At 39.6% G+C, this 25064-nt stretch carries 18 protein-coding genes and 1 pseudogene; 10 read left to right on the plus strand and 9 right to left on the minus strand.

Annotated elements, in window-relative coordinates:
* Window positions 1-79: 79 nt before the first annotated feature.
* Window positions 80-1672 (minus strand): apolipoprotein N-acyltransferase, encoded by a 1593-nt coding sequence (gene lnt / locus H5968_RS08640; protein WP_255427085.1) that lies wholly within the window; start codon window positions 1670-1672, stop codon window positions 80-82.
* The gene (gyrA, locus tag H5968_RS08645; RefSeq protein ID WP_187039620.1) at window positions 1653-4241 is read right to left on the minus strand and encodes a DNA topoisomerase (ATP-hydrolyzing) subunit A; all 2589 of its coding nucleotides are present in this window, start codon (window positions 4239-4241) and stop codon (window positions 1653-1655) included. Before gyrA ends, lnt begins: the two co-directional genes overlap by 20 nt.
* An 883-nt stretch (window positions 4242-5124) precedes the next feature.
* Here gyrA and H5968_RS08650 point away from each other — a divergent pair.
* The 3 genes from H5968_RS08650 (at window position 5125) to H5968_RS08660 (ending at window position 6698) form a co-directional block, all read left to right on the plus strand.
* Window positions 5125-5283, plus strand: a complete 159-nt coding sequence (locus H5968_RS08650) for a hypothetical protein (RefSeq protein ID WP_222620614.1) — start codon at window positions 5125-5127, stop codon at window positions 5281-5283.
* Between the two features lie 79 nt (window positions 5284-5362).
* Window positions 5363-6274, plus strand: coding sequence for a histone deacetylase (locus H5968_RS08655; protein WP_187039621.1), 912 nt, complete (start codon window positions 5363-5365; stop codon window positions 6272-6274).
* A 286-nt stretch (window positions 6275-6560) separates the two neighbouring features.
* A complete protein-coding gene (locus H5968_RS08660) occupies window positions 6561-6698 on the plus strand; it encodes a hypothetical protein (RefSeq protein WP_187039622.1) in 138 nt (45 codons plus the stop codon).
* Window positions 6699-7063: 365 nt separating this feature from the next.
* Here H5968_RS08660 and H5968_RS25610 read toward each other — a convergent pair.
* From H5968_RS25610 to H5968_RS08670, 3 genes and pseudogenes are all read right to left on the minus strand, one after another.
* Window positions 7064-7222: pseudogene (locus tag H5968_RS25610) on the minus strand (tetratricopeptide repeat protein); the annotation flags it as partial.
* Between the two features lie 30 nt (window positions 7223-7252).
* Complete coding sequence (locus H5968_RS08665; protein WP_255427086.1) at window positions 7253-8425, minus strand: tetratricopeptide repeat protein; 1173 nt, start codon at window positions 8423-8425, stop codon at window positions 7253-7255.
* Between the two features lie 144 nt (window positions 8426-8569).
* Window positions 8570-9907 carry an ATP-binding protein gene (locus tag H5968_RS08670; RefSeq protein ID WP_187039623.1) on the minus strand — a complete coding sequence of 446 codons (1338 nt, stop codon included), beginning with the start codon at window positions 9905-9907 and terminating at the stop codon, window positions 8570-8572.
* Window positions 9908-10120: 213 nt separating this feature from the next.
* On the opposite strand from H5968_RS08670, the gene H5968_RS08675 reads away from it, so the two are divergent.
* The 4 genes from H5968_RS08675 to H5968_RS08690 all read left to right on the plus strand — a co-directional run bounded on the left by H5968_RS08675 (window position 10121) and on the right by H5968_RS08690 (window position 15546).
* On the plus strand, window positions 10121-10390 hold the full coding sequence (locus tag H5968_RS08675) for a hypothetical protein (protein ID WP_187039624.1): 270 nt from the start codon (window positions 10121-10123) through the stop codon (window positions 10388-10390).
* Window positions 10391-10412: 22 nt separating this feature from the next.
* A complete protein-coding gene (gene murF, locus H5968_RS08680; RefSeq protein WP_187039625.1) occupies window positions 10413-11768 on the plus strand; it encodes a UDP-N-acetylmuramoyl-tripeptide--D-alanyl-D-alanine ligase in 1356 nt (451 codons plus the stop codon).
* Between the two features lie 424 nt (window positions 11769-12192).
* Entirely contained in the window at window positions 12193-14244 is a 2052-nt protein-coding gene (locus H5968_RS08685) for an S-layer homology domain-containing protein (RefSeq protein ID WP_187039626.1), read from the plus strand.
* Between the two features lie 105 nt (window positions 14245-14349).
* Entirely contained in the window at window positions 14350-15546 is a 1197-nt protein-coding gene (locus H5968_RS08690; RefSeq protein WP_187039627.1) for an ATP-binding protein, read from the plus strand.
* On the opposite strand, the gene H5968_RS08695 is transcribed toward H5968_RS08690, so the two are convergent.
* The 3 genes from H5968_RS08695 to H5968_RS08705 form a co-directional block, all read right to left on the minus strand.
* A complete protein-coding gene (locus tag H5968_RS08695; protein WP_187039628.1) occupies window positions 15536-15889 on the minus strand; it encodes a hypothetical protein in 354 nt (117 codons plus the stop codon). The two genes, H5968_RS08690 and H5968_RS08695, sit on opposite strands and share 11 nt — an antisense overlap.
* A 142-nt stretch (window positions 15890-16031) precedes the next feature.
* Window positions 16032-17780: a VWA domain-containing protein gene (locus H5968_RS08700; protein ID WP_222620615.1), complete on the minus strand. Its 1749-nt coding sequence runs from the start codon at window positions 17778-17780 to the stop codon at window positions 16032-16034.
* A gap of 48 nt (window positions 17781-17828) precedes the next feature.
* Window positions 17829-18470 carry a hypothetical protein gene (locus H5968_RS08705; protein WP_187039629.1) on the minus strand — a complete coding sequence of 214 codons (642 nt, stop codon included), beginning with the start codon at window positions 18468-18470 and terminating at the stop codon, window positions 17829-17831.
* A gap of 289 nt (window positions 18471-18759) precedes the next feature.
* On the opposite strand from H5968_RS08705, the gene H5968_RS08710 reads away from it, so the two are divergent.
* Together H5968_RS08710 and H5968_RS08715 are read left to right on the plus strand one after the other, a co-directional pair.
* Window positions 18760-21123 (plus strand): bifunctional serine/threonine-protein kinase/ABC transporter substrate-binding protein, encoded by a 2364-nt coding sequence (locus H5968_RS08710; RefSeq protein ID WP_187039630.1) that lies wholly within the window; start codon window positions 18760-18762, stop codon window positions 21121-21123.
* A gap of 217 nt (window positions 21124-21340) precedes the next feature.
* Entirely contained in the window at window positions 21341-22030 is a 690-nt protein-coding gene (locus H5968_RS08715) for a hypothetical protein (RefSeq protein WP_187039631.1), read from the plus strand.
* A gap of 82 nt (window positions 22031-22112) precedes the next feature.
* Here H5968_RS08715 and H5968_RS08720 read toward each other — a convergent pair whose 3' ends face one another.
* Window positions 22113-23792 carry a DUF1565 domain-containing protein gene (locus tag H5968_RS08720; RefSeq protein WP_187039632.1) on the minus strand — a complete coding sequence of 560 codons (1680 nt, stop codon included), beginning with the start codon at window positions 23790-23792 and terminating at the stop codon, window positions 22113-22115.
* 199 nt (window positions 23793-23991) lie between these two features.
* Between H5968_RS08720 and H5968_RS08725 the strand changes: the two genes are divergently transcribed.
* On the plus strand, window positions 23992-25035 hold the full coding sequence (locus H5968_RS08725; protein ID WP_187039633.1) for a thiamine phosphate synthase: 1044 nt from the start codon (window positions 23992-23994) through the stop codon (window positions 25033-25035).
* The last annotated feature ends 29 nt before the right edge of the window (window positions 25036-25064 follow it).

Consider the following 25064-nt stretch of genomic DNA (forward strand, 5'->3'; position numbering starts at 1 on the left):
AAAGTATGTGTTAAAAAATAGCTACTTGTCAAATAAGGATACCTTATATCCAGCAAGTCCTACTTACCAAAATTCCCGGCTATTTAGTCATAAACCACCCCAAAAACCCCAAAACCAACAACAAAGGCATCAACCAATCACCCCAACGCACATATAAAGTCTGACTTTGCCGAGGATAAATAGTTTCAGCGTGGGTTTCATAAATATTATACCCTGATTTCCACAAAGTTCTCCCATGAGGATCGACAAAAGCAGAATAACCGGTATTTGTTGCCCTCACAGCCCATCGATCAGTTTCAATTGCTCGCATGATATCCTGGGCATGATGTTGATCTGCCATTGCTGCCGTATAATGGGCATCATTAGAAGAACTCAAAATAAATTCCCCACCATTAACAGCCTGATATCTAAAGATTTCCGAAAAAGCAGACTCATAACAAATACCCACAATAACCCGCCCCAAAGGAGTATCAAAAACTTGATTTTTTGCCCCATGTACTTGATGTTCATCCAAAGGAGATAACCGTTGAACTAACGCCCCAATAACTTCTTCAAAAGGAACAAATTCCCCCAAAGGTACAAGCTTTGACTTATCATATCTACTAGTAACTTCCCCTTTACCATTTACCCCAAATAAACTATTAGTATAACTTCTCCCCCTTTGCCCAAAACCACCTATCCAAACTACAACCCCTTTATCCTTCACCGCATCTAACAAAGCAGTATTTTGAAAATTACGTTCATATAAAGGTAAAGCACCTTCAGGAGTTAATACCCCATCAACACCTTGATTTACTAATGTTAAATATCCATTAGTATAGTTTGTAATTGCTCGTCTAAATCCTTGAGGAAGCAACTTAATTTCATTAGGAATATTACCTTGAACAATACCTATTTTCAAACCTGAATTTTCACGATTATTCAAAGGTTGGGAATAAACAACAAAGCCTAAAACATGGGAGATAATTAACAGTAAAACAGCACAAACCAAATAACCATTAAAAAACCCCTTCCTTAAACTCCTTTTCTCCTCTGCGTCTCTGCGTCTCTGCGTGCAAAAATAAATCCAAGACTCCGCAACCAACCCATTAACCGCCACAATAACCGCCGTTACCGTATTCGGTCCAGAAAATTGCCCCAAATGCAAAATTACCAAATTATGCGGTGACTGAGTGTAAGATAAAGAACTCCACCACAAAGATCCAGAACTCCACAAACTTTCCAAACCACACCATAAAGCTGTACCAATTAACACCCTTAACCAAGGCTGTTGCTTATCTAGGTTAACCATCAAAAACGCCCACAGAGAGACTAACAAACCTCCCCACAGGCTAATAAATGACCAGCAAAAGATGGTAATAAATAAACTTGGCCACCAGGGTACACCTAACCATTTCATGGGGTGAATACCTGTGATCCATGATAGGGCTATTCCATGATAGGCGATCGCCCAAATAAAGGCAGGGGGCAGGGTGCGGGGGACAGGGGAATTTTTTTCTGTTGTATATTTAACAACTATCACCCAAAGGGGTGCAAGGGCAACCCAAGCCAAAAACCAAGCACAGACAGGGGCGACTGTCACCCCCATCAATGCCCCACTAGTTAAAGCTACCAGGTAAGGAAGCAAGTATTTTAACTTGTCCCTTGTTCTTTTACTCAGAATCTTCACCATCTCCAGCATCGGGGGGAACTACTGCTACTCCGGTAATGGCATCATCTTCATCGAGTTTCTGTACTCTTACTCCCGTTGCTGTCCGTGATTGTACAGAAATAGCGTTAACAGATTGGCGAATAATAATACCTCTGTTTGTCGCCATCATGATCTCTTCGTCAGGGTTGACTATTCGCAGGGTTGCTAGTTGATCCTTGGTTTTGCGGTTTTTGAATTTGGTAGCGGTGATACCTTGTCCAGCGCGGTTTTGTAGTCTAAATTGTCCTACGGGTACACGCTTTCCATAGCCTCCCATCGTGATGATTAATACCCATGGTCCTGTGCTGTTTGGTGTTTCGGTGGTTTCTTCGCTATTTTCTGCGGTTTCTTCAATTTCGATGGTTTCTTCTTCTAGTTCCGCTTCTGTTTCTGTGTTTAAGGTGTCGAGAATGGCCGCAGGAAGAATATCCATTCCTACCAGTTCATCACCGGGTTTGAGTTTCATTGATTTTACCCCACGAGTTGCCCTTCCTAAAGGACGCAGTTGATCATGGGTACAACGGAAGTGTATGGCCATACCATGACGTGAACCGATGATGATACTATCTTCTACTTTGGCACGTCTCACCCAACGCAAATGATCGCCTTCTTCTAAGGATATGGCTATTAACCCGTTAGCGCGAATGTTGCTAAATGCTTCTAATGCGGTTTTTTTGATGTTACCGCCTTTGGTGAGCATGACTAAATATTCTTCGCTGCTAAATTCGTCTACAGGTACAATGGAAGTGATTTTTTCTTCTTTGGGTATGGGTAACATCTGGACAATGGGTGTACCTCGACTGGTGCGTGAACCTTCTGGTATTTGATATGCTTTGAGGCTGTAAACTACGCCGCGATCGCTAAAAAATAAGACGCTATCATGATCACAGCAGGTTAAAAAATGCTCGATGGTATCATCTTCTTTGACTTTAGCACCGGCTTTTCCTCTGGTAGCCCGGTTTTGAGCTTCAAAGGTATTCACGGGCATCCGTTTGATGTAACCTTGTTGTGTCACCAAAATTAAAACTTTTTCGTTAGCGATCAAGTCTATATCATCTATTTCCCCTTCGGCGTGGGTAATAGCTGTGCGTCGCGGTGTGGCAAACTGGGTTTTAATTTGGGTAACTTCGGTTTCGATAATTTCCAGTACCCTTTCCCGTCTATCCAGAATATCCCGCAAGTCTGCAATTTGTACTTGCAATTCTTCATGTTCTAAGCGAATTTTATCCGCTTCTAAGGCTGTTAACCGCCGCAATTGCATTTGCAAAATGGCATCAGCTTGCACTTCGGAAAGTCCATAATTGCTAATTAATTCACCTTTGGCTGAGGGTGCGTCGGGGGCGTTTCTAATCAGGTTGATAATTGCATCTAAATGAGAGAGGGCAATTAATAAACCTTGTAATAGATGATCTCTTTCCTCTGCTTTTCTCAGTTGGTAACGAGTACGTCTGTTAATGGTTTCAATGCGAAAATCTAAAAAGACGCTGAGGAAGTTTTTCAGGGTGAGTATTTGTGGTTCCCCGTTCACCAAAGCCAACATATTCGCGCCAAAGTTGGACTGAAGTGGGGTTTGTTTATAAAGGTTATTTAAAACAACACGGGGATAGGCATCACGTTTTAATTCTATGACGATTCGCATCCCGTCGCGATCGCTCTCATCTCGGATATCTGCAATGCCATCAATTTTCTTATCATTCACCAACTCGGCAATTTTTTCAATTAATGCCGCTTTGTTGGTTTGGTAAGGTAACTCGGTAACAATTATTGCTTCTCTAGCTGGGCGGTTGCGTTGTTCAACGGTTTCAATAGTTGCCACACCCCGCATGGTAATTGAACCCCGTCCGCTGGTGTAAGCTTCTTTAATGGCTGATGTTCCTAGAATTTGCGCCCCTGTGGGGAAGTCAGGACCGTGAACATACTGCATTAATTGAGTATCGGTTATTTCTGGGTTGTGAATTAATGCCACTAACCCATCAATTAATTCTCCCAAATTATGCGGAGGAATGTTAGTAGCCATGCCTACCGCAATTCCCGAAGAACCATTAAGTAATAGTTGGGGAATACGGGAAGGTAATACTGTGGGTTCTTGTTGAGAACCATCAAAGTTATCAATAAAGTCTACAGTTTCAGCTTCAATATCTTGCAATAAGGAATGACTGGTTAATGCTTGTAGACGACATTCTGTATAACGCATCGCCGCCGGTGGGTCATTATCAATAGAACCAAAATTACCATGACCATTAATTAAAGGCGATCGCATGGAAAAGTCCTGCGCCATCCGTACCAAAGCATCATATACCGCCGTGTCACCGTGGGGGTGATATTTACCCAAAACTTCCCCCACCACACGGGCGCATTTTCTAAACGGGCGATCGTGCAACAGCCCTAACTCGTGCATAGCATAGAGGATGCGACGATGCACAGGTTTTAGACCATCCCTAGCATCTGGTAGCGCCCGACCGACAATTACGCTCATAGCGTATTCCAGATAAGATTGTGACATCTCTTGTCGTAAATCCGTCGGGATAATCCTCTCCTGTGAGGTTGTCATAACCTGCAAAACTCCAAAAAACGTAGATTTTAGCCTTTGTACTTGACAAAATACAAAATTATGTCAAATTAATCTTGAAAAATTGTCATATTTTCCTACAATTCTAACATATATTGACCCCGTTTGTGGTAAAGACAGTCAAACAAAAAGATCATATCAGAGAAAAGTAAGAATTTAGGAGTCAAGAGTCAGAATAATTATCAAATCATAAATTCACAAATTCAAGATTTTATTAAAAAAATGCAGCTAATAATTGAGGATTCAGAATTAAAAATTCAAGATTGAGGATTGAGGAATAAAATCAGTTTGATGTTTGATAGTCTACGCCACGGTGACAGGTGACAGTTTCAAGAATTGGATAGGAACGATTTTTTCTTTAATTAGGAATTACAGCTATTTTTAGGTAAATAAACCACATTTTGATTTAGGTTTCGCGTCAACAATATAGGGGCGAAGCATTCGGATGATAGTCTTAGGTAAAAACCGATAATTAATTGTCCGAATGCTTCGCCCTTACTGTCGTCTAAAGACATGAAAACTGCTGTAAGTGCAGGTTTTTTCACTTGCCACCTCATAAAAGCTGGCACTTTTTGCAAGCACTTCGGCTTACTTCGACTGCGCCCTTCGACACCGCCCTTCGACACCGCCCTTCGACACCGCCCTTCGACACCGCCCTTCGACACCGCCCTTCGACACCGCTCAGGACAGGCTCAGGACAGGCTCAGGACAGGCTCAGGACAGGCTCAGTACAAGTCGCTCAGTACAAGTCGCTCAGTACAAGTCAAAATAGCTAAAACCCTTTACCTGTAAATTTTTCGGATTTATATGGCTAACGCCACGCTACGCTATCAGCAAACCCTACTTACTTTAAAAGTTTCCAAGAATGAACAGGGAAGAAATTGAAGCTATGTTTGAATTAAGTGATTTAAAACAAACACGATTTGATCAAGAAGCGTTAGAAGAAGGTAGAGAAGAAGGCAGAGAAGAAGGAGAACTTAAAGCTAAATTAGAAACAATTCCTCGCTTGTTAACATTAGATTGAAGTACAGAAAAAATCATAACTGGTTACAGCAAGGAACAGTCAGGCTAGAATTACATTCAGTATTTTGCTATTCCCGCCCATGCTACCAGTCATCTATTCTGACGAATTTCTCGAACACCAAACCGGACGCTACCACCCAGAAAAACCAGAACGTTTAAGTGCTGTTGTCACGGCTCTAAAAACTGCTGACTTTGCCCAAAAAATCCACTGGTTAACCCCCACACCAGTTAAACAGGAGTTAATGTCTTGGATAGAAACCGCCCACACTGCAACATACATTGAAAAACTGAAACATATTGCAACTACTGGTGGTGGTTATTTAGATGGAGATACCCCAGTTTCCCCCCGCAGTTATGATGTAGCTTTATTAGCTGTAAGTGCTTGGTTAGATGGGGTGAATGAGGTTTTAAGTAGAGAAAATCCCGCCTTTGTGTTAGCACGTCCCCCTGGACACCATGCCGAAAGTGATACAGGAATGGGGTTTTGCTTATTTTCTAATGCAGCGATCGCCGCTTTATATGCCTTACAACAACCAGGTATCAACCGTGTCGCCATCTTAGACTGGGATGTACATCACGGAAATGGTACTCAAGCCATAGTAGAAAGTTACCCAGAAATTGTTTATTGTTCTTTACATCAATACCCAGCTTACCCTGGTACGGGAAGAGCTTCCGAACAAGGCTTTTACAAAAATGTTTTAAATTTACCTCTACCCCCTGGCAGTGATATCAGCGTCTATCAACCTTTGTGGCAATACAAAATACTACCGTTTTTAAACAACTTTCAACCAGATTTATTAATTGTTAGTGCTGGTTATGATGCTCTAGAAGCCGATCCTTTAGCAAGTATCTTTTTGCAACCCGAAGATTTTGGTTTATTTACTCAATATTGTTTAGGCGTAACTAGAAAAGTCTTATTTGGTTTAGAAGGAGGTTATGAATTACTATCATTATCAAAATCAGTAATTTCTACACTTCAGGCTTGTTTGTAAGTAGGTAAACAGAAAAAAGCGCACTATGTAACGAAAAGTAAAATATCCAAAAACCTATTCCCTATTCCCTGTTCCCTATTCCCTTGTCATATAGGTTTTTACTAAATCTGGGTTAATTTCCTCAAATCTTTAGCTAGAAAATTTTGTCATGGGGTTTTGAAATAGCTAAAGTTTTGTTAAGATGGTATTGCTAGGAATTAATCACCGAAATTGACTTATCAGGGTGTGAAGAAAGAAATTACACTAAATAACACTAGTAGCCGCTTAAAGTTCAGAAGGTGAACACATGACCACCTACATTTTTTTTGACGAAGCCCTCCGAATGCTGACCAGTGCCTATCTGATCTCAGCAGTCCTGTTAATTGCAGCTTCTGGTATAGGTTTAGCAGTTATTGAAACAATTGAAAAAACAGGAGAACACTAAATTCACACCTTTGGGTGTCTTTCACCAAAGCAAAAGTTTTAATTTTTAATTCGGGTTTAATTCGGGGTTGCTGAAAAAGTCCTTTCGTTAGAGCTAGGAGTCAGGAGTCAGAAGTGGTAGGGGCGAAGCATTAGAGCGACTAATTATCAATTTTTGTCCAAGCCTATTTTCCGAATGCTGATGCTTCCAGCACGCTTCGCGAACGCCCGTACAGGAGTCAGGAGGAGAGTTAAAAACTTTTTTTCATCTCTGGCTACCTACAAAATTGCAAGGTTTCGCAGTGAGCATCAGCCATACGGTTTTTCAGACTCAAGACGCTATAACCTTGCACCTACTGTCTTTCTTATGAGCCTCTAACCTTTGATTTATAAAGATTGAAAACGTACATCCTCCCGAATAGCATCAAAATCTGAGTCAGTTTTTACCCATTCTTTAACTGTCTCAGGACGCAAATTAATTGCTGTTTGCAGATTTGCAATTGCTTGATTAATATTACCTTGTAGAGCATAACTACAAGCTTTGTTGTACCAAGCTTCATGTTTATCAGGTTTAAATTACAGTGCTTTGTCGTAGGATGCGATCGCCTCTTCATACCTACCTAAATTATCTAGGGAAATACCCCGGTTGTTCCAAGCATTATGTTTATCAGGTTTAAATTCCAGTGCTTTGTCGTAGGATGCGATCGCCTCTTCATACCTACCTAAATTATCTAGGGAAATACCCCGGTTGTTCCAAGCATATTGATCATCAGGTTTAAATTCCAGTGCTTTGTCGTAGGATGCGATCGCCTCTTCATAACTTCCTAAATTATGTAGGGAAATACCCCGGTTGTTCCAAGCATTATGTTTATCAGGTTTAAATTCCAGTGCTTTGTCGTAGGATGCGATCGCCTCTTCATACCTACCTAAATTATCTAGGGAATTACCCCGGTTGTTCCAAGCTTCATGATCATCAGGTTTAAATTCCAGTGCTTTGTCGAAAGAAGAAATTGCAGCTTGATAATCTTGTTTAATATTTTGTAAATAACCTAATTCAAAAAACAATTTAGCTTTTTGTTCATTATCTATTTCATCATGTTCAATAATTTCGATAATTTCTAGAATTTTCTGATTGGTTTCTTCAGGAGTTAAATTGACATACTTTTCATAACTGCCTTCCTGAATAATGCGATTTGATTCTTGTTCTAGGGTTGTGGAGTCTAGGGGAAAATTAAATAAACCAGAACGCCAATCAAAAAAATCAGGGGCGCGGTGAATAAAATATTTAATTGCGAACTGTGGTAATAAGAATACAAAACAAATTTTAAATTGATCTCTAAATCTTTCTCGCTGCTGGTTAATGTTAATTAAAATTGGTGGTACACCTTCCCAGCTATAATGATGGGTTTTTCGACTACTCCAACCTGCTAAAGTTTTGGCTTCTTCATATTTATACAATGCAGATTCTAAACCTGTAATGAATAAAATATTGATATAGTTTTTATTAGGTAATTGATCAACTTCTATATATAAATTAGTAACATTTTTATTTAATTTGAGAATTTCTATACTTTTATCACTAATATCTTCTTTAACTTTACTAATTAATTGTTCACCACTAGCAGGAGAACAGCGGACAAATAATAAAGCAAAACCTTCTGTAAACCGCAGTGTCCGCAGAAAGGCTTGATATTCTTCGTCTTGTTCTATGGGTAAATCATTATCCCATTCACTTAGTTTTAGAGGCATAGTTTTAGAGGCATAGTTTTAGAGGCATAGTTTTAGATAAATAAGAATCATAAATATAGGTTGGGTTGAGTAAACCCAACATTTCCAAAACTGCTGTTATTCTGTTGGGTTTCACTTTGTTCTACCCAACCTACAATTTTTTATTCAGGATATAACAGGATATAATTGATTATAGGCATCTTGAAATTCTTTGATCCCTTTAATCAGAGGATGAATATCATACCAAAATTTAGTTTCTCCATCAGGTTCTTGATAACGATATTCTAAAATACAACGATTAAACAATAAACCCCGATATAGTTTATCATTAACTATCTCCTTTGTATGATGAACCTTTGCCAGTGCTTCCCATTCATTAAAGTAAATGGTATTTTTATAGGTATTTCTTAACTCGCTAATTGACCGTTGTAAAGCCTTTTTAGAAATCTGTAAAGTATTGGTGTATTTGAGAGCTTCCTTCATTAATAATAATAAATTTCGCACATGACCACCACTCATTAAACATAAATTTTCTAAAGATTCCCTGTTGTCAAATAAATGCTCAATAGATTTACTAGGGTCTATGGTAGTGAGTCGTTTTTGGAGAACTTCAATAACTTTATTAATTCCTGGTGGATAGGGTTCATTTTTAGGAGTTTGTACCATAATCATTGGTAATACTTGGGGAGTACCATATATATCTACTAATGAAGATGATCTGTCAGAATAAATTAAAGAAATTGGTACTGTATAAACTAAATGACAATCTAAAGCTTTCAGTTGTTCATTGCGATCTATAAAAATTTGATCATGGTTGCTGCGGTCTTGTCCTTGGATAACAGGAACAATTCTATCTAAATTATCAGCAATTAAAACTAATTTGTCATATCCTGAAGGTAGATTTTTTTTGACATCTTGAATAAATTCATTTAATGCCTGAGTTAAAGTAGTCGTATGGGGATTAATTAAATCGCGAATTTTGCGGCGTTCATTGGGTTCACTGCGGATTTTTGTAGTGATTTTGGCAAGTTGTGAAACCTGTGCTTCAATTGATAATTCATCTAGGAAAATTTCTGTTTGTAAGAAATCTTTTAAATCCTCAAATCGTCCTTTTAACCAATTTAATATAGCTGGTGAATTAGTTTGATCTTTAAATGCTGCTAAAATATTGCGAGTGCAAGCTAAAAGAATATCTGTATATTGAACATCCTCTGGATCAATATCTTTTTCATCTGCCGGAAAATAGACGACAAAAAACCCTTCTTCATCTAAAAATTGTTGTAGTCTTAATAATTCTGTAGATTTTCCTGCACCACGATGACCTGCATACAGTTGACAGGTATTTCTATCAGAATATAAAATTTCCTTTCCTAATGCTTCCAATATATCCCCATCTCCCCGCACTTCCTGACAGTCAACATAAGCAGGATCTCCCGCAGGTAAAGGTTGAAAGGGATCAAAAGCGTTATATAGCTGTTTAAGAAAGTTAAAATCTGATGTCATTTTAGTAGAAAATCTCAACAATTGGCGGTATTTTAACACGAAAATACTGAGATTCATATTTTGAATTACAGCTATTTTCAGGTAAATAAACCACATTTTGATTTAGGGTTTGCTGAATAAACCTAAAACCTTGATATATCAAAGGTTAGAGGCTGATAAACACAGAAATTAGTGCAAGGGTTTTGAAGGGTATACCGGAAAAAGTGTGCATTTTTGGGGATTTCAAGAGATGGCAAAGAAATTTTCAAATCTCCTCCTGACTCCTGTACGGGCGTTCGCGAAGCGTGCTGGAAGCATCAGCATTCGGAAAATAGGCTTGGACAAAAATTGATAATTAGTCGCCCTAATGCTTCGCCCCTACCACTTCTGACTCCTGACTCCTATGCCCTCACGGAAAGACTTTCTCAGCAACCCCTATTTAGGTTTCGCCTCAACAATGTAGGGAGTGTCAATTCTGTCCTCAAAGATTGTAGGATTTGGTAATTAACTTTTATTAATGATCAGTATGTCTGTTTCGGCTACTTTATCCCAATTGGTTGAAGTTCTATCAGCCCATCCTGTAAATTTATCTGCATCTGCATTAGCTGAAGTAAGCAAGGGTATCCAAACAGACACCAGGATTTTACAACCGGGTGAAGTGTTTTTAGCTTTACGTGGTGAAAAATTCGATGGACACAAGTTTGTACAAATGGCGATCGCCAAGGGTGCAATTGCCGCCATTGTAGAGTATACTGATGAAAACCCTGACATACCTGTATTACAAGTTCCCAACACCCTGAAGGCATATCAGCAAATTGCTAGATGGTGGCGGGATTCTTTTACTATTCCTGTCATTGGGGTAACAGGTTCAGTAGGTAAAACCACAACCAAGGAACTGATCGCCGCAGTTTTAGGAACTAGAGGACAAGTACACAAAACCTATGGAAATTTCAACAATGAAATAGGTGTTCCTAAAACGCTGTTAGAAATGGGTGCAGAACATGATTTTGCAGTCATAGAAATGGCCATGCGAGGAAGGGGACAAATTGCGGAATTAACACAAATAGCTAGTCCAAATATCGGTGTTATTACTAATGTGGGAACAGCACATATTGAGCTACTAGGTTCAGAACAAGCGATCGCAGAAGCCAAATGTGAGTTATTAGCAGAAATGTCTGATGCTAGTGTAGCAATTCTCAATTATGATAGTCCCCTATTAATGGAGATAGCAAAGAAATTTTGGCAGGGAAAAGTGATTAGTTATGGTTTTTCCGGTGGAGATATTCAAGGGAAATTAGTTGACAATGAAACTATAGAAGTAGCAGGAATGGATTTACCATTACCCTTACCAGGTCGTCATAATGCCACTAATTTTTTAGCAGCATTAGCAGTAGCTAAGGTATTAGAAATTGATTGGCAAACCCTAAAAAAAGGGGTAATTGTGAATATGCCAGGAGGGCGATCGCAAAGGTTTACATTACCTAATGATATTGTAATTTTAGATGAAACTTATAACGCCGCCCCAGAAGCGATGTTAGCAGCTTTGCAGTTATTAGCAGATACACCAGGAAAGCGGAAAATTGCCGTATTAGGAGCAATGAAGGAGTTAGGAGACAGATCCCCACAATTACATCAACAAGTTGGGGAAATGGTGCAGAAATTGAATTTAGATGGGTTATTGATTTTAGTTAATAGCCAAGATGCAGAAATTATTGCTGATAGTGCAAAAGGAATTCCTTGTGAATGTTTTGCTACTCATAGTGATTTAGTAACCAGATTAAATACTTATGTAAAGGAGGGCGATCGCTTATTATTTAAAGCTGCCCATTCCGTAGGATTAGATCAGGTTGTTAATCAGTTTCGATTGTCAATTGATAATTGATAATTTGCAATGAGTCAGGAGTCAGGAGTCAGGAGTCAGGAGTCAGAAGGAAGAATTAGAAGCATCTGACAATTACTTCTCCTGACCTGAAAGTGAGAAGATTGGGAAATAGGAAATTGTTTCTTTTTTTCTTTTTTTCTCATAGAAAGGAGAGATTGTAAACCTGGAAGTAAACAGTGAATTAAACAATTGTCGTAAGGATTCAGGATACAGAATACAGAATTAATAAGAGTTTTCGATTGATTCTTGATAATTAATGAAAAAACTTTCTCCTGTAAATTCTGGCTACAAACAAATATTGTTCCTCCTGACTCCTGACTCCTGACTCCTGACTCCTGACTCCTGACTCCTGACTCCTGACTCCTGACTCCTGCTGTAAAGTATAAATTATTAATTATGTATTATAAATCCTGAATTATCAATTATGGCTGTTGCGACACTCCATGTAAATCCCGTCATAGGTAACGATGCTAATACAGGTTCTCGGTTAAGTCCGTTAAAAAGTATCACCCGTGCCTTAAAAGCCACCAGAACCCCAGGAATTATTCAGTTAGCACCAGGAACGTATAGCACTTCTAACGGAGAGGTGTTTCCGCTGATTATTCCTGGGGAAATGCTCATAGTAGGTAACGAATCTAACAAAGGTCAGGGAATTATTATTTCTGGCAGTGGCCAGTATCAAAGTCCTACCTTTGGTTGGCAAGATATCACATTGCTGTTGTTAGGTAATGCCAGTTTGTTAGGGGTAACAGTGATCAATCCTGTTTCTAAGGGTACTGGGATTTGGATTGAATCAACAGCACCGACTTTAGCTAATAATACATTCAGTAAATGTGGACGGGAAGGGATATTTGCAACTGGTAAGGCTAAACCCGCCATTTTAGATAATGTATTTATTCAAAATGCTGCCAGTGGTTTAATGATGGCACGTTATAGCAAAGGGGAAGTGTTGCGGAATGTATTTGAAAATAACCCTGTAGGGATAGCTATTAGCGATTTTGCCGCCCCTCTAGTGGCCAATAACAAACTTGCCAATAACTCGATAGGTATAGCCCTTTCTCGTGATGCTAGTCCGGTATTACGACGAAATTTGATTTGCCAAAATACCCAAGGTGGTTTATTGGTAAATGGTAATGCTGTTCCTGAGTTGGGTAAACCCGAAGATCCGGCTGATAATATTTTTCGTGATCACAAAAATTTTGATATTCAAAATATATCATCTCAAAAAGTGATTTCTGTAGGCAATCAGTTAAATCCTGCCCAAGTTCAGGGAGTAGTAAAATTTCTCGCTGCTACAGCCGATACTCCTAGTCAAGTTATTAGTACCAGTTTTTCAGACTTAGATGGACATTGGGCAGCGGCGTTTGTAGAAGCTTTGGTGAATAAAGGTTTTATTAGTGGTTTCCCTGATGGCACATTTCGACCTGCTACACCTATTACCCGCGCTCAATATGCTGCCTTAATTACTAAGACTTTTCAACTACCTGCTAGTAATAACCTGAATAGATTTAAAGATGTCAGAACTGATTTTTGGGCAGCTTCAGCTATTGCTAGTGCGGCTGATGCCGGTTTTTTGAGTGGCTTTCCCGATGGTACTTTTAGACCAGGACAAAATTTAACCAAAGTACAGGCGATAGTATCAATTGTTAATGGTTTAAAATTTACAGGCAGTAATCCTAACGGGTTAAATGTGTATAGCGATCGCGCCCAAATTCCTAGTTATGCTACAAATGCAGTCACAGTTGCTACTCAAAAACTGCTAATAGTCAATTATCCCCAAATAGAACTATTAGAACCACTCAGAGAAATTACTCGTGCAGAGGTAGCAGCATTAATTTATCAAGCTTTAGTTTCCAGAGGTGAGGCACAAGTTATTTCTTCTCCCTACATTGTCAAACCAGATACAGAAATTCCCTCATTTTCTGATTTGGTAGGACATTGGGCAGAAGCATATATTCGGGCGTTGGTGAGTATGAATTTAACTCAAGGTTTTGCTGATGGTAGTTATCAACCAGATAAAGCCATGACTCGCGCCCAATATGCGGCTTTAATAGCCGCTGCTTTTAACCCTACACCCAAACGTCAAGGAATAGAATTTATAGATGTTCCCGCTGATTTTTGGGCAGCTAAAGCCATTCACATAGCTGCTAGAGGTGGTTTTGTCGGTGGGTTTAGCGATCGCACTTTTCGCCCAGATCAAAATGTGCAAAGAATACAGGTGTTAGTTTCCCTAGTCAACGGACTCGGACTACCACCAGCTAACAATGCTAATAACAATTTATTAACTGCCTACACTGATATAAAATCAGTACCTGAATATGCCAGAACCGCGATCGCAACCGCCAACCAACACAAAATTATTGTTAATTATCCAGATCCCAAACTTCTTGCACCTACCAGACAAGCCACACGGGCTGAAGTTGCAGCTATGATTTATCAGGCATTAGTGGCAATTAAACGGGTTAAAGGTATTTAGTTATTAGTAACAGGGAATAGGAACAGGATAAAATTCCTCAACTCTTGCTGTCTTGCTTGTTGCCTTGTTATAAAGAAAAGTTTTAACACTCACCAACTTAGTGTAATGCCTAGCTTAAAAATTTCTCAGACTGGATTGCAAATTACTAAACAAGCTCGTAAAGAAAAAGGTTGGACAATTGATAATCCGCTTTGGTTAGAACAAACCAGTCAAATTATTGAACCTAATTGTAACTGGGAAAATGCCGAAGTATTTGCAGCAGGGGTATCTTTAGCGACATGGAAACGCTTCCTTAAAGGTGATGCCATTGATGCCTCAGTATTTAAAGCATTTTGTCAGGTTTTGGGTTTAAATTGGCAAGACTTAGTGGAACGTCCTCTCAATTCTTCCATAGCTAATACAACCCAAATCCCCTATATTCCCTTATTCTTTGGCAGACGTTACGAACTAGCGACACTTAGCCAAGCAATAGAACAAAGAACACCCCTGATTGTCATCACAGGAATAGGAGGTATTGGGAAAACAGCTTTAGCTGTAAAATTAGCAGAAAATAGGCGATCGCATTTTCAAAAAACTCTGTGGTTTTCCTTTCACCACAACCCACCAGCAACAGATAAACCACCAGATTTAGCACCGCAAACCCTACTAATTTTTGATGGTTGGGATGCAATTTTAGGGGGTAACCGCGGGGGACAATATCGTGCAGGATATGAACTATATGCAGACTTTCTCCGCAGTGTTGTCCAAACGTCTCATGATAGTTGTGTGATGATCACTAGCCGCGAACAACCAGAGGGACTAAATCTTTTAAGTGCTGCGGGTGCGGTGATTTTTCCCCTGAGTGGACTTATGGAAGGTGCAATTGAACTTTTGCAGCATCATCAACTTACCTTTGATGCTCAACAGTGGATTACTCTAGTTAATCAATATGGTGGTAATCCCTTATTTCTGAATATGGCCGCCAATTTCATCCATGAATTATTTGCTGGAGATGTGGGAGAGTTTCTTGCTTCTGGAACATTAGTCTCTGGTGAATTTGCTCCCCTGGTAACACGATGGCTAGAACAAATTTCTCCTTTAGAAAAAATGATTATGGAGTTTTTAGCCACTAAATTACAAGGATTCACTCGTCAAGAAATACTCTTAAACCTCAAAAATAATGCTGCTAATGGCGATATTTTAGCAGCACTCTTATCTTTAAAACGACGAGCGTTGATAGAAACAATCAAAAATGAAGCAATGGAAAGATTTTATCTACAACCCGTGATTCTTAAATGCGTACAGCGATTATTTAATTGTTAATCAAACGACAACTCAATAATTGAGATTTTGGATAAGTTTTCTGTAGCTGAGATTGTCGTTTTAAATTTGGGCGACCGTAGGTGGATAACTGGCTAATTACTGATGGTTGCGGTGGAAGTGAGAATTTTTCTTGGCTCAAATCATCAAATAAAATTACTGTATGTAATTGGGAAGTTTGATATTTTTGAGCGTAGGTTTGTGCTACTTTCTGCCATTGTTCAGGAGGACAGTAACTTTTATCAATAAGTAAAATTGCACGTGGAGAAATTTGTGCGATCGCCACTCCCGCAATCAAAAATAATCCCCAACCCCATCCTAAAATTTTGAACAAAGAACGATTCATACATTTACAAATTATTCACAAGTTGGTGTAATTCTTCTCTGAAGAAATCAGATCCCCGACTTCTGTCCATTAGTCATAATTTATTGGACTTATCAAAAGAAGAAGTCGGGGATCGACCTTATTGATTAAACTACCTGAATCCTTACAAGTTGGTTTGCAACAGTTCGGTGAATAGTGTTTGTAGTTTTTGCGGATCGCTGGATTTCACAGTAGTTTCTCGCAACTTCGCAATTTCTTGTAATTCATTTTGATTAACTTCTCCATAACCGATGGGATAGAAACGCACACCACTATATTTGAGAACATTGGCGATTTCGTTAAACCGTAATCCTGTATTCACTTCACCATCACTCAGCAGTAGCAAATAAAATCTTCCATTAGGATCAGTTTTTTGACGTTCCATTAGTTCTGATAAACCGACTATCATCCCGTCATACATAGCGGTTCCTCCATCAGCGATGAGGGAATCAGCGGCCGCTAACAAACGTTTGTGTTGTTGTGTATTAAAAGGAGCAAGGGGAAGTATTTGTTGAGGGCGATCGCTAAATGCAACTAGTCCCACATAGTTACCAGGATTAATTGACTGTGCAGCAATTCGCAGACTGTTTTTGACAGCTTGTAGGCGATCGCCTTCCATTGAACCACTGGTATCAATAACCATCATCAAGTTAACTGTCCGTCCGCCGTCTTTACGCTGTTTCCAATAAGACTGCGCCGCTTTCAGAACTGCACCATTAGGAATGGGTGGTAAAACCCGACTTTTGAACTGTTCATCCGCATTAAAGCCTTGTGCTTTGGCTAACTGCTGCATTTCTGGAGATAAAGCAAATTCACTAAATCGCCGTAAACCTTCATTTTGGGACGCAGTATTCCAATTAAACCCCACCAAAGGATTATCATTAGCTACTCCAAAGGGGATAAACACCACATCTTCAAATCCTGGCAGTTTCTTCAAAGTTTGGTAACTTTGATATTGTAGAGGAAACGCTTGTAGTTTTTGGTTGTCGCGGATAAAAATATCTTTCAATTCAAGAGTTGTCAGCGTTGTAATTAACACCTGATTTTGAAATTTATCAAATACCGAATTTACCTGTGGTGATTGTAATTCAGAGGTAGTGAGAGGTTTACCATCTTGATCATGTCCTGCACTCCGCCAAAATAAAGTGTACAGTAAATTTAAAGATGTACTGCTACTGTAAGGATTGGGATAGCCAACAGTGATTTTACCCGATAAAATGGCATCTAGTAGTTTTTCAAAGGTGACATCACCGTTTTTTGCTAGTTCTTGATTAGCTTTCCCATCCACCACAAAACCAACAAAGTCAGATACTAATTTGGGAGTAATAATTGAAGTTGTGACTCCTTCAGATGCCAAAAGTTTTAACAATAGCTGATTAGAAGGAGAAAACCCAGCCGGACTTGCTTTTTTAGCCGCTAAAATTCTTGTGGCAGTACCAGAGGGAATATTGCGAATTCCTACCTGAAGAATTTGCCCAGAACTATTAGTAATTTTTTTGGCATTAAAGGCTTCTGCAACATCCACCAGCCAACGTTCATCTTGCTTTTGGGCATTGGATTTTTCCGCCGAACCAAAAATTTCAACATAAGCAATATTACTATCAGTTGATGGCTTGGCACCATAGAGAGGAAAATCTTCCAGATTTGGTAAAGGTTCTGCTAATTTTTTAATACTGTAACTTTGGGCAACTGCATCAGAAATTGTAGCTTTTTCGATGCTAATTTGAGGTAATAAAGATTCTTGTACAACCCGGTAAGCACTGTCAAAAGAATCTACTTCAGGGGTGGTAAAGAACAATATTGATGCGCTAATTACAGACATCCACAAAAACAAGACAAAGATGTGTTTTCGGAGTTTTCTAACAATTTTCATAGCTATTTTTAGATGATAGAATTTTAACACGCAAAGATGAGAATATGTTTAGTGGAGGGCGGTTTTATTTGCTGTAATTATCAATTGCAAAGTTTTGGGAAGATTGATATTAGGATGAGTATGATTGAGGTGGGAGAGTAGGATTTGATCCTGTAATTGTTGTAATTCGTCGTGTGTTTGTTGGAGGCGATCGCAACTAACTTGTAACTGTTCCTTTGCTAAGGGACGATAGGTGGAAGATTGCACTTGATTAACTGTTACTAAAGCGAAAACTACCTGCTGCGTCAGAGAGATTACGGTATACAAAGCCTCTAATAATTCGGGAATTAAACTAGGTTCTATTTGAGCAATTTGAGTAGCGAATTGTTGAGTTGCTTCTGCCCATTGATAAGCTTGTCGCCAAGTTGTTTGAGAACTTTTATCTATCTGGGTTTCAAGTTTTTTCAAATGCGCCAGAAAAGTCTCGCGTTCTAATAGATTGTGTGTTGATTTTGGCAAAGATTGGTTCACATTCCAACACCAAAACGCTATCATTCCTAATGCGATCGCACCACCAACACCAATCACTAACCGAGTCGTTCCCAATATCACCACAAAGCCAACGTATCCGATAATTGCCCCAGCTACAAGCCAGTAAGTTTGCTGGTAGCGCGTCACATTCAATAAATATCCAGAAATAATGCGATTCATCTTACCCCTGCATTTAAAAACTCTCATTCTCTCTGCGTCTTTGGGACTCTGCGTGAGATAAATCATCTCCCAAATACGGAACATATTCAGAATTATTTACCAATTTCAATTTGCTGTTTTTGACCATCCAACAAACAACTAATAATTGATTAGCCATTAATAAGCGCCAAGGATGACATAATTTCGCTACGGTACGTAAGCTTTTTGGTACTTTTGCGTAATTCCATTTAAAATATCTGTATTATTTGCTTAATTATTTGCTTAATTATTTGGTTATCGTCCTGAGTTTATGGCTTATTGCATCAATCCCGATTGTTCACGGCGCAAAAATCCTGATAATTGTGCGGTATGTCAAAACTGTCAAACGCCGCTGATACTACAAAATCGCTATTTAATTAAACATCCCCTGGAAGCTGAACAAGATAACTATACAAGGTATACAGAAGTATTTGAAATTCAAGATTTAGTTAACCCAGAAAAGCCGAAAGTTCTTAAATCTCTCAAAGAAGTCTCACCAGAACTAGAGCGACTCTTTGAGCAAGAAGCATCAATTCTGATCAGTTTACGACATCCTGGTTTACCTGTTGGTGAAGTGATATTTCCGCTTGTTTTAAATACAAATCGCCAATTACGCTGTTTTGTCATGGAGAAAATACCAGGACAAGATTTACAAATTTGGCTATCTAAAAATAAATATTTAACATCTTATAAAATAGCATTAAATTGGCTGAACCAAATAACGGAGATTTTGCAATTTGTTCATGAGCAGAAGTTATTCCATCGCGATATTAAACCTGCAAATATTATGCTTCGTCCTGATGGCAAATTAGTGTTAATTGATTTTGGGACTGCACGGAAATTAACCCAAACTATTGTTAACGGTAAGCGTCTTACAGTTATTCATTCCATTGGTTACACTGCTCCCGAACAACGTGACGGTCACGCTGTTTTACAATCAGATTTTTATGCCTTGGGTCGGACTTTGATTTATTTACTAACAGGTATTGACCCCGCAGGCGATAACTATGAAGATTTACTTAATTGGTCTAAATATATCAAAGATCCAAAAACTCCGAAAAAATTAATTACCCTAATTCAAACGATGACCGTTGCTGACTGTAAGCAACGCCCAAAAAACACGCAAGTTATTCTTGAGCAAATCGCGCAGATTGAAAAACATCCCCACCTGCAATGGCAAAAATTATTATTAACAACAACTTGTGGTGTTTTGCTGCTAATTGGTGGTAAACAAATATATCAAGAAATTGCCATCCCTCGCACTTGTGACCAAACACTAGACGATCATCTCAGTTGCGGCGAAGAAAGTCTGATTCCTAGTAGTTTTTGGGGAAATGGTCAGCCTCCACCAGCCAAACAATTAGCTATTGAAAAATATCGCCAGCAAAATTTTGCGAAGGCTGTGAATTTATTTGAAGCCGCTTTCAATCAAGAAGCAGATGCAGAAACTTTAATCTACCTCAATAATGCCAAAATTCAAATCCAATTCCCAGCCAATAAGATTTATACAATTGCCGTTGCAGTTTCCCTAGAACGTTCTACTGCTATGGGTCTACAAATACTCAGGGGTGCGGCTCAAGCTCAAACTGAGGCACTAGAAAAAGGTCAGCCTCTGCGAATTATCATTGCTGATGATAGTAATCGTCCAAATGCTCAAGGTACAATCGTCAATACTGCCCTCAAAGTTGCCGAGCGTTTGGTAAAGTATCGTGATTTACTAGCTGTTGTTGGTCACTATACCAGCGACACCACTAACCTAACCTTGCCTATTTATAGCCGAGAAAAATTAGTGTTAGTTTCTCCTACTGCAACCTCCCATAATCTCAAAGGGCCCTTTTTTTTCCGGACGGTCTCTGGTACTGCCGTTGCCGGACCAAGAATGGCAACTTATGTATTTTCCGAACTAAAACAACGCAAAGCAGCAGTTTTTTATAGTGAAGGTAGTGAGTATGCTGAATCTCTAGCCAATCAGTTCCGAGCATCAGCAAGGTCGTTATCTGGTCATGTGATTGACCACCAACCAGCTTTTAATCTCGCCAGCAATAAATTTAATGCCAAGACAGCATTAAATCAAGCGCAAAGCCAAGGAGCAACGGCAATTGTCCTGATTCCTGATGCTGGTGTGGGATTGCGTGATAGCATTCAAGAAGCCTTAGAGGTCATTCAATCAAACGTCAACCAATCTTGGATAATTGCAGGTAATAGTCTCTACAATCCTGATTTATTAACATCAGATCAGATTACATCTTCACCAGGAATTAAACGCACAGTTTGGGCAATACCTTGGCATCCCATGAACGAAATTAACTCCGCGTTTGCAGAGCAAGCTCAAACTTTGTGGAAAATCAATAATTTCCCCACCAACACAGAGATTACTTGGCGCAGTGTCAATAGCTATGATGCTGTGTTGGTATTAAGTAAAGCTTTAGAGCAAAACCCTACACGGAAGGGTATTCAGCAAGTGTTGTCTAGCTCCAACTTTTCCGTTGCAGGTGCGACTGGAGTGGTGCGTTTTGTTGGCAGCGAACCCAACAATGGGAAAATCACAATGGTGAAACTACAACCTAATTGTCATTCCAGTGGTTTTGTATTTATACCCACTGGAATTAAGCAAAGACACTCTTGCTCCCTTTAATTATTTTTCCCTATTCCCTATTCCCAGCATTTAATGGTAATTTTGTCCAGAGGTTAAGTTCTACTATATCATTTTGCATAATAGCGATTGACAAGTAGAATAAAAGACACTAACTAACAAATTTGCGGCTTGTGGAAAAAATTCATGTAGCTAAAAAGACGTTAGGCTAGATGCGATGGGTGAAATATTTATACCTATTGCCTGGAAATAACAACCCATGCTAACAACAACACCAAACACCAGCGGCGAATTAGCCACCAACTTATTAGTCCATTATAGTTTTGACCTGAATGGGTATGATGCCAGTGAGTTAATTAACCATTGGCGAAAAGACTACCCGCTTAATTGGCTACATTTAGCAGTTATTGAAGCTCTGTATCAAGGACGCTATAAAGCGATATCAGTACAACAAATATTAACTTTTTGGCAAAGGCGTGGGCAGGTGTCTCATCATTTCAACATGGAATTTGAACGGATGATTTGTAGCAAATTTCCAGAAAGTCTCACCAAAACATCTGCACCCATTTTACCAGCCATACCACAAGCAACGCCAATGCACCCAGCCAAGACAACTCAAAAATTACCTGCTCAGCCTAGTAATTATTACATGGAGAGTCACACTGCATCAGAATATGTAGCAGATCAAGAACAACAAGTTAGAGCGTTAACAACCCCCTCGTTTAAAGTTGCTATGGATACCAGCAAGAGACAGTTAGCCGCATCTGTGAGTCAAAAGCTCATGACTCAGGGAAGTTTATCAACACCTAAGGAACTACCCCAATTAATGCCAGCAAATGCCAATAATCCCCCAATTGGACAATTTACTCCTCAAAGGAGCGATCGCTCTGATTCCTTTACATCTAAACTCAAAGCTATGACTAGCGAACAGCCAGAATTTGCTATTTAGGGGACTGGTGATTGGTGACTGGTGATTGGTGATTGGTGACTGGGGAAGATTAATAACCCAATGCCCAATGCCCCATGCCCAATTAATTAAAATGCTGGATAATTCCTCTCAAACCCATGCTACTCAAGGTTTGAACCATTTGATTAGCACTATCTTGACTGCTAAAAACGCCCACTTGCATGACTCTGCGACCTTGTAAGACTCTAGAAAAAGCATCAGGAACTATTGAACGCACTAATTCCTGTTGTGAGTCACTGATAATTGGCACTAAAACCCGATAACGTACACCCGGACGAGTATTTGTATAGCTTCTGGGTGCTGTGGCTATTCTAGAATTACTAATAGTTTTTGGGTTATCGGGTTGTTGATTTCTCATAAGTTGAGGTGCAATAAACTCAATAACCCCTGGTTCAACCTGCACATAATTTAATTCCGATGTGTTTTGGGAATCATTTCTGGGCAAAGAACCCTGTCCATTAACATTGGTAGTTGGTAGCTGTGGTAATTGACTATTTGGGCGTGTATTTCCCCTACTCGATAAAATCACGCCAGATGGGTTAAATTTTTGGGGAATGTTGGCAGCAGCAAAAACTATTTCTGGTTCTGTAGCTATTTCCTCCACAGGTACAGAAGTAAGTGGAGAATTTCTGACGATTGGTGCTGTTGTGCCGCTAGTATCTACATTGCCGCTAATGCGATTTTTATTGAGGTTATTGCCAGCAGCATAAACTACTTGTTTAGCAGCTTTGGCGTTAATATCATAACGACGATTATTTCTAAATTCATTACCACCCGGTTCTCTGCTATTACCTAAATCTGGTGTAGCTTGGGCAATGACTACTAAACCATCTTCTTGACTGCCTTGAATGAGATTATTCCGCAAAACTGGGCTAGTATTGGCTTGAACTACAATCCCTGATCTATTGTCTAAAATCTGATTACCAACCACTACGGGAGCCGCATTTTGGGCAATGTTAATCCCAAAACCGGTACTTTGAAAGAGATTTTCCCTAATTTCAGGACGGGCATCACCAGAAATTGTAATTCCATTAGCACCATTACCCTGAAAATAATTTTTGCGAATGCTGGGAGTAGCATTACCAGTGATGGAAATTCCATCTTGGGTATTGCTGGTAAAGGTGTTTTCCTCAACTACCGTATTAGCAAATTCAATCCATAAACCATAACCACGGCTGTTAGAGTTGGTGACAGTAACACCGCTTAAACTGGCTTGATTTGCACCTACAATGGCTACGTTTTGACGGCCAAAGCTGCGACTGAGATAGTCACCACCACCAACAATATTTACTCCTTTGCCTTTTTTACCAATATTTCCCTGAATAGCTACACCTGGTTTGATGATTAAGGGAAATACTTCTCCTGTGTTGGCGCTGTATGTACCAGTAGCCAGCATAATCACAGTATTTGATTGTGCTAGTTGCAAAGCTTGAGTAATTGTCCCAAAAGGAGCGTTTCGACTACCATTCCCATTTTGGTCATTGCCGATACTGGGGTTGACAAACAGCAGGTTAACTTGAGAAATTGTACTCTCATCGTTAAATTTCTGTTCTGATCTGATGGTAATCTGAGCAATGGCGCTGCTAAAATTTGTGTCTAAAAGTGCTATACTTCCTATTCCTAAAGCAACGCTCACACTTAATATTGAGGTGGGCAGAACTGAAGGTTTAAGTAGGTAGGAGCAAATCCGCTTTTGTAAAGGGATATTTGGTAGACGCTTATGAAACTCTTGAAGGGGAGGCATAAACTTTATATAACTCCTGAAAAACACACAAATGATTTTTATCCGCTCAACCAGTCTTGTCCATAATATTCTTATTTTTCACCCAGTGCCTGTTTTTGATCCGGGTAAATTTAGTCAATTTTTCACAAAAAACCGCAAAGATGCAGATATTATTTAAGAGGCTGGATGTTTCTGTGAGACTACAAGCAAGGTTATTTTAATGGTCGAAGCCCACAGCCAAACACAACAAATACAACAAGTGGTTTATCGCATTTTAGACGCAAATTTGGATCGCGCCCGCGAAGGGTTGCGAATTATTGAGGAATGGTGTCGTTTTGGTTTAAATGATGCCCAGTTAGCTGAAGACTGTAAGCACCTCCGTCAAGAGGTCTCTAAGTGGCATACTGCACAAATCAGGGCAGCACGAGATACGCCAGGTGATATTGGTACTGATTTAACCCATCCCCAAGAAGAACAACGAAGTTCAATTACATCTTTGTTACAAGCTAATTTTTGCCGTATCCAAGAAGCTTTGCGGGTTTTGGAAGAATATGGCAAGCTTCATGATGCCGAAATGGGGAAAACTTTTAAGCAAATGCGCTATCAGGTTTACACCCTGGAAAGCACTTTGATGGGTTATCAACGTCATCAGTTACTTTGGCGATCGCGTCTGTATCTGGTAACATCCCCGGTAGATAATTTGTTGGAAACTGTGGAAGCCTGTCTCAAAGGCGGGTTAACTTTGCTACAGTATCGAGAAAAATCTGCTGATGATGTGATTCGTTTAGATAGAGCTAGAAAACTACGGCAGCTATGTCACGATTATGGCGCTTTGTTTATCATTAATGACCGTATAGATTTGGCTTTGGCTGTAGATGCAGATGGGGTACATTTGGGACAACAAGATCTACCTATTGCTGTAGCCCGTCAGTTGTTGGGTCCCCAGCGGTTGATCGGTCGCTCTACCACAAATCAAAAAGAAATGCAAGGGGCAATTGCTGAAGGTGCGGATTATATTGGTGTGGGTCCTGTATATGAAACACCGACTAAAGCAGGTAAAGCCGCAGCAGGTTTAGATTATGTGAGGTATGCGGCTAAAAATTGTCAAATTCCTTGGTTTGCTATTGGGGGTATAGATGCCAGTAATATTAATGATGTCATGGATGCGGGAGCGCAACGGGTAGCTGTGGTGCGATCGCTCATGCAAGCTGAACAACCTACTTTAGTCACACAATATTTTATTTCTCAGCTTTATAGGAAGTAGGGGACTGGGGACTGGGGACTGGTGACTGG

This window comes from Sphaerospermopsis sp. LEGE 00249 (assembly GCF_014299995.1).
Lineage (GTDB): Bacteria > Cyanobacteriota > Cyanobacteriia > Cyanobacteriales > Nostocaceae > Sphaerospermopsis > Sphaerospermopsis kisseleviana.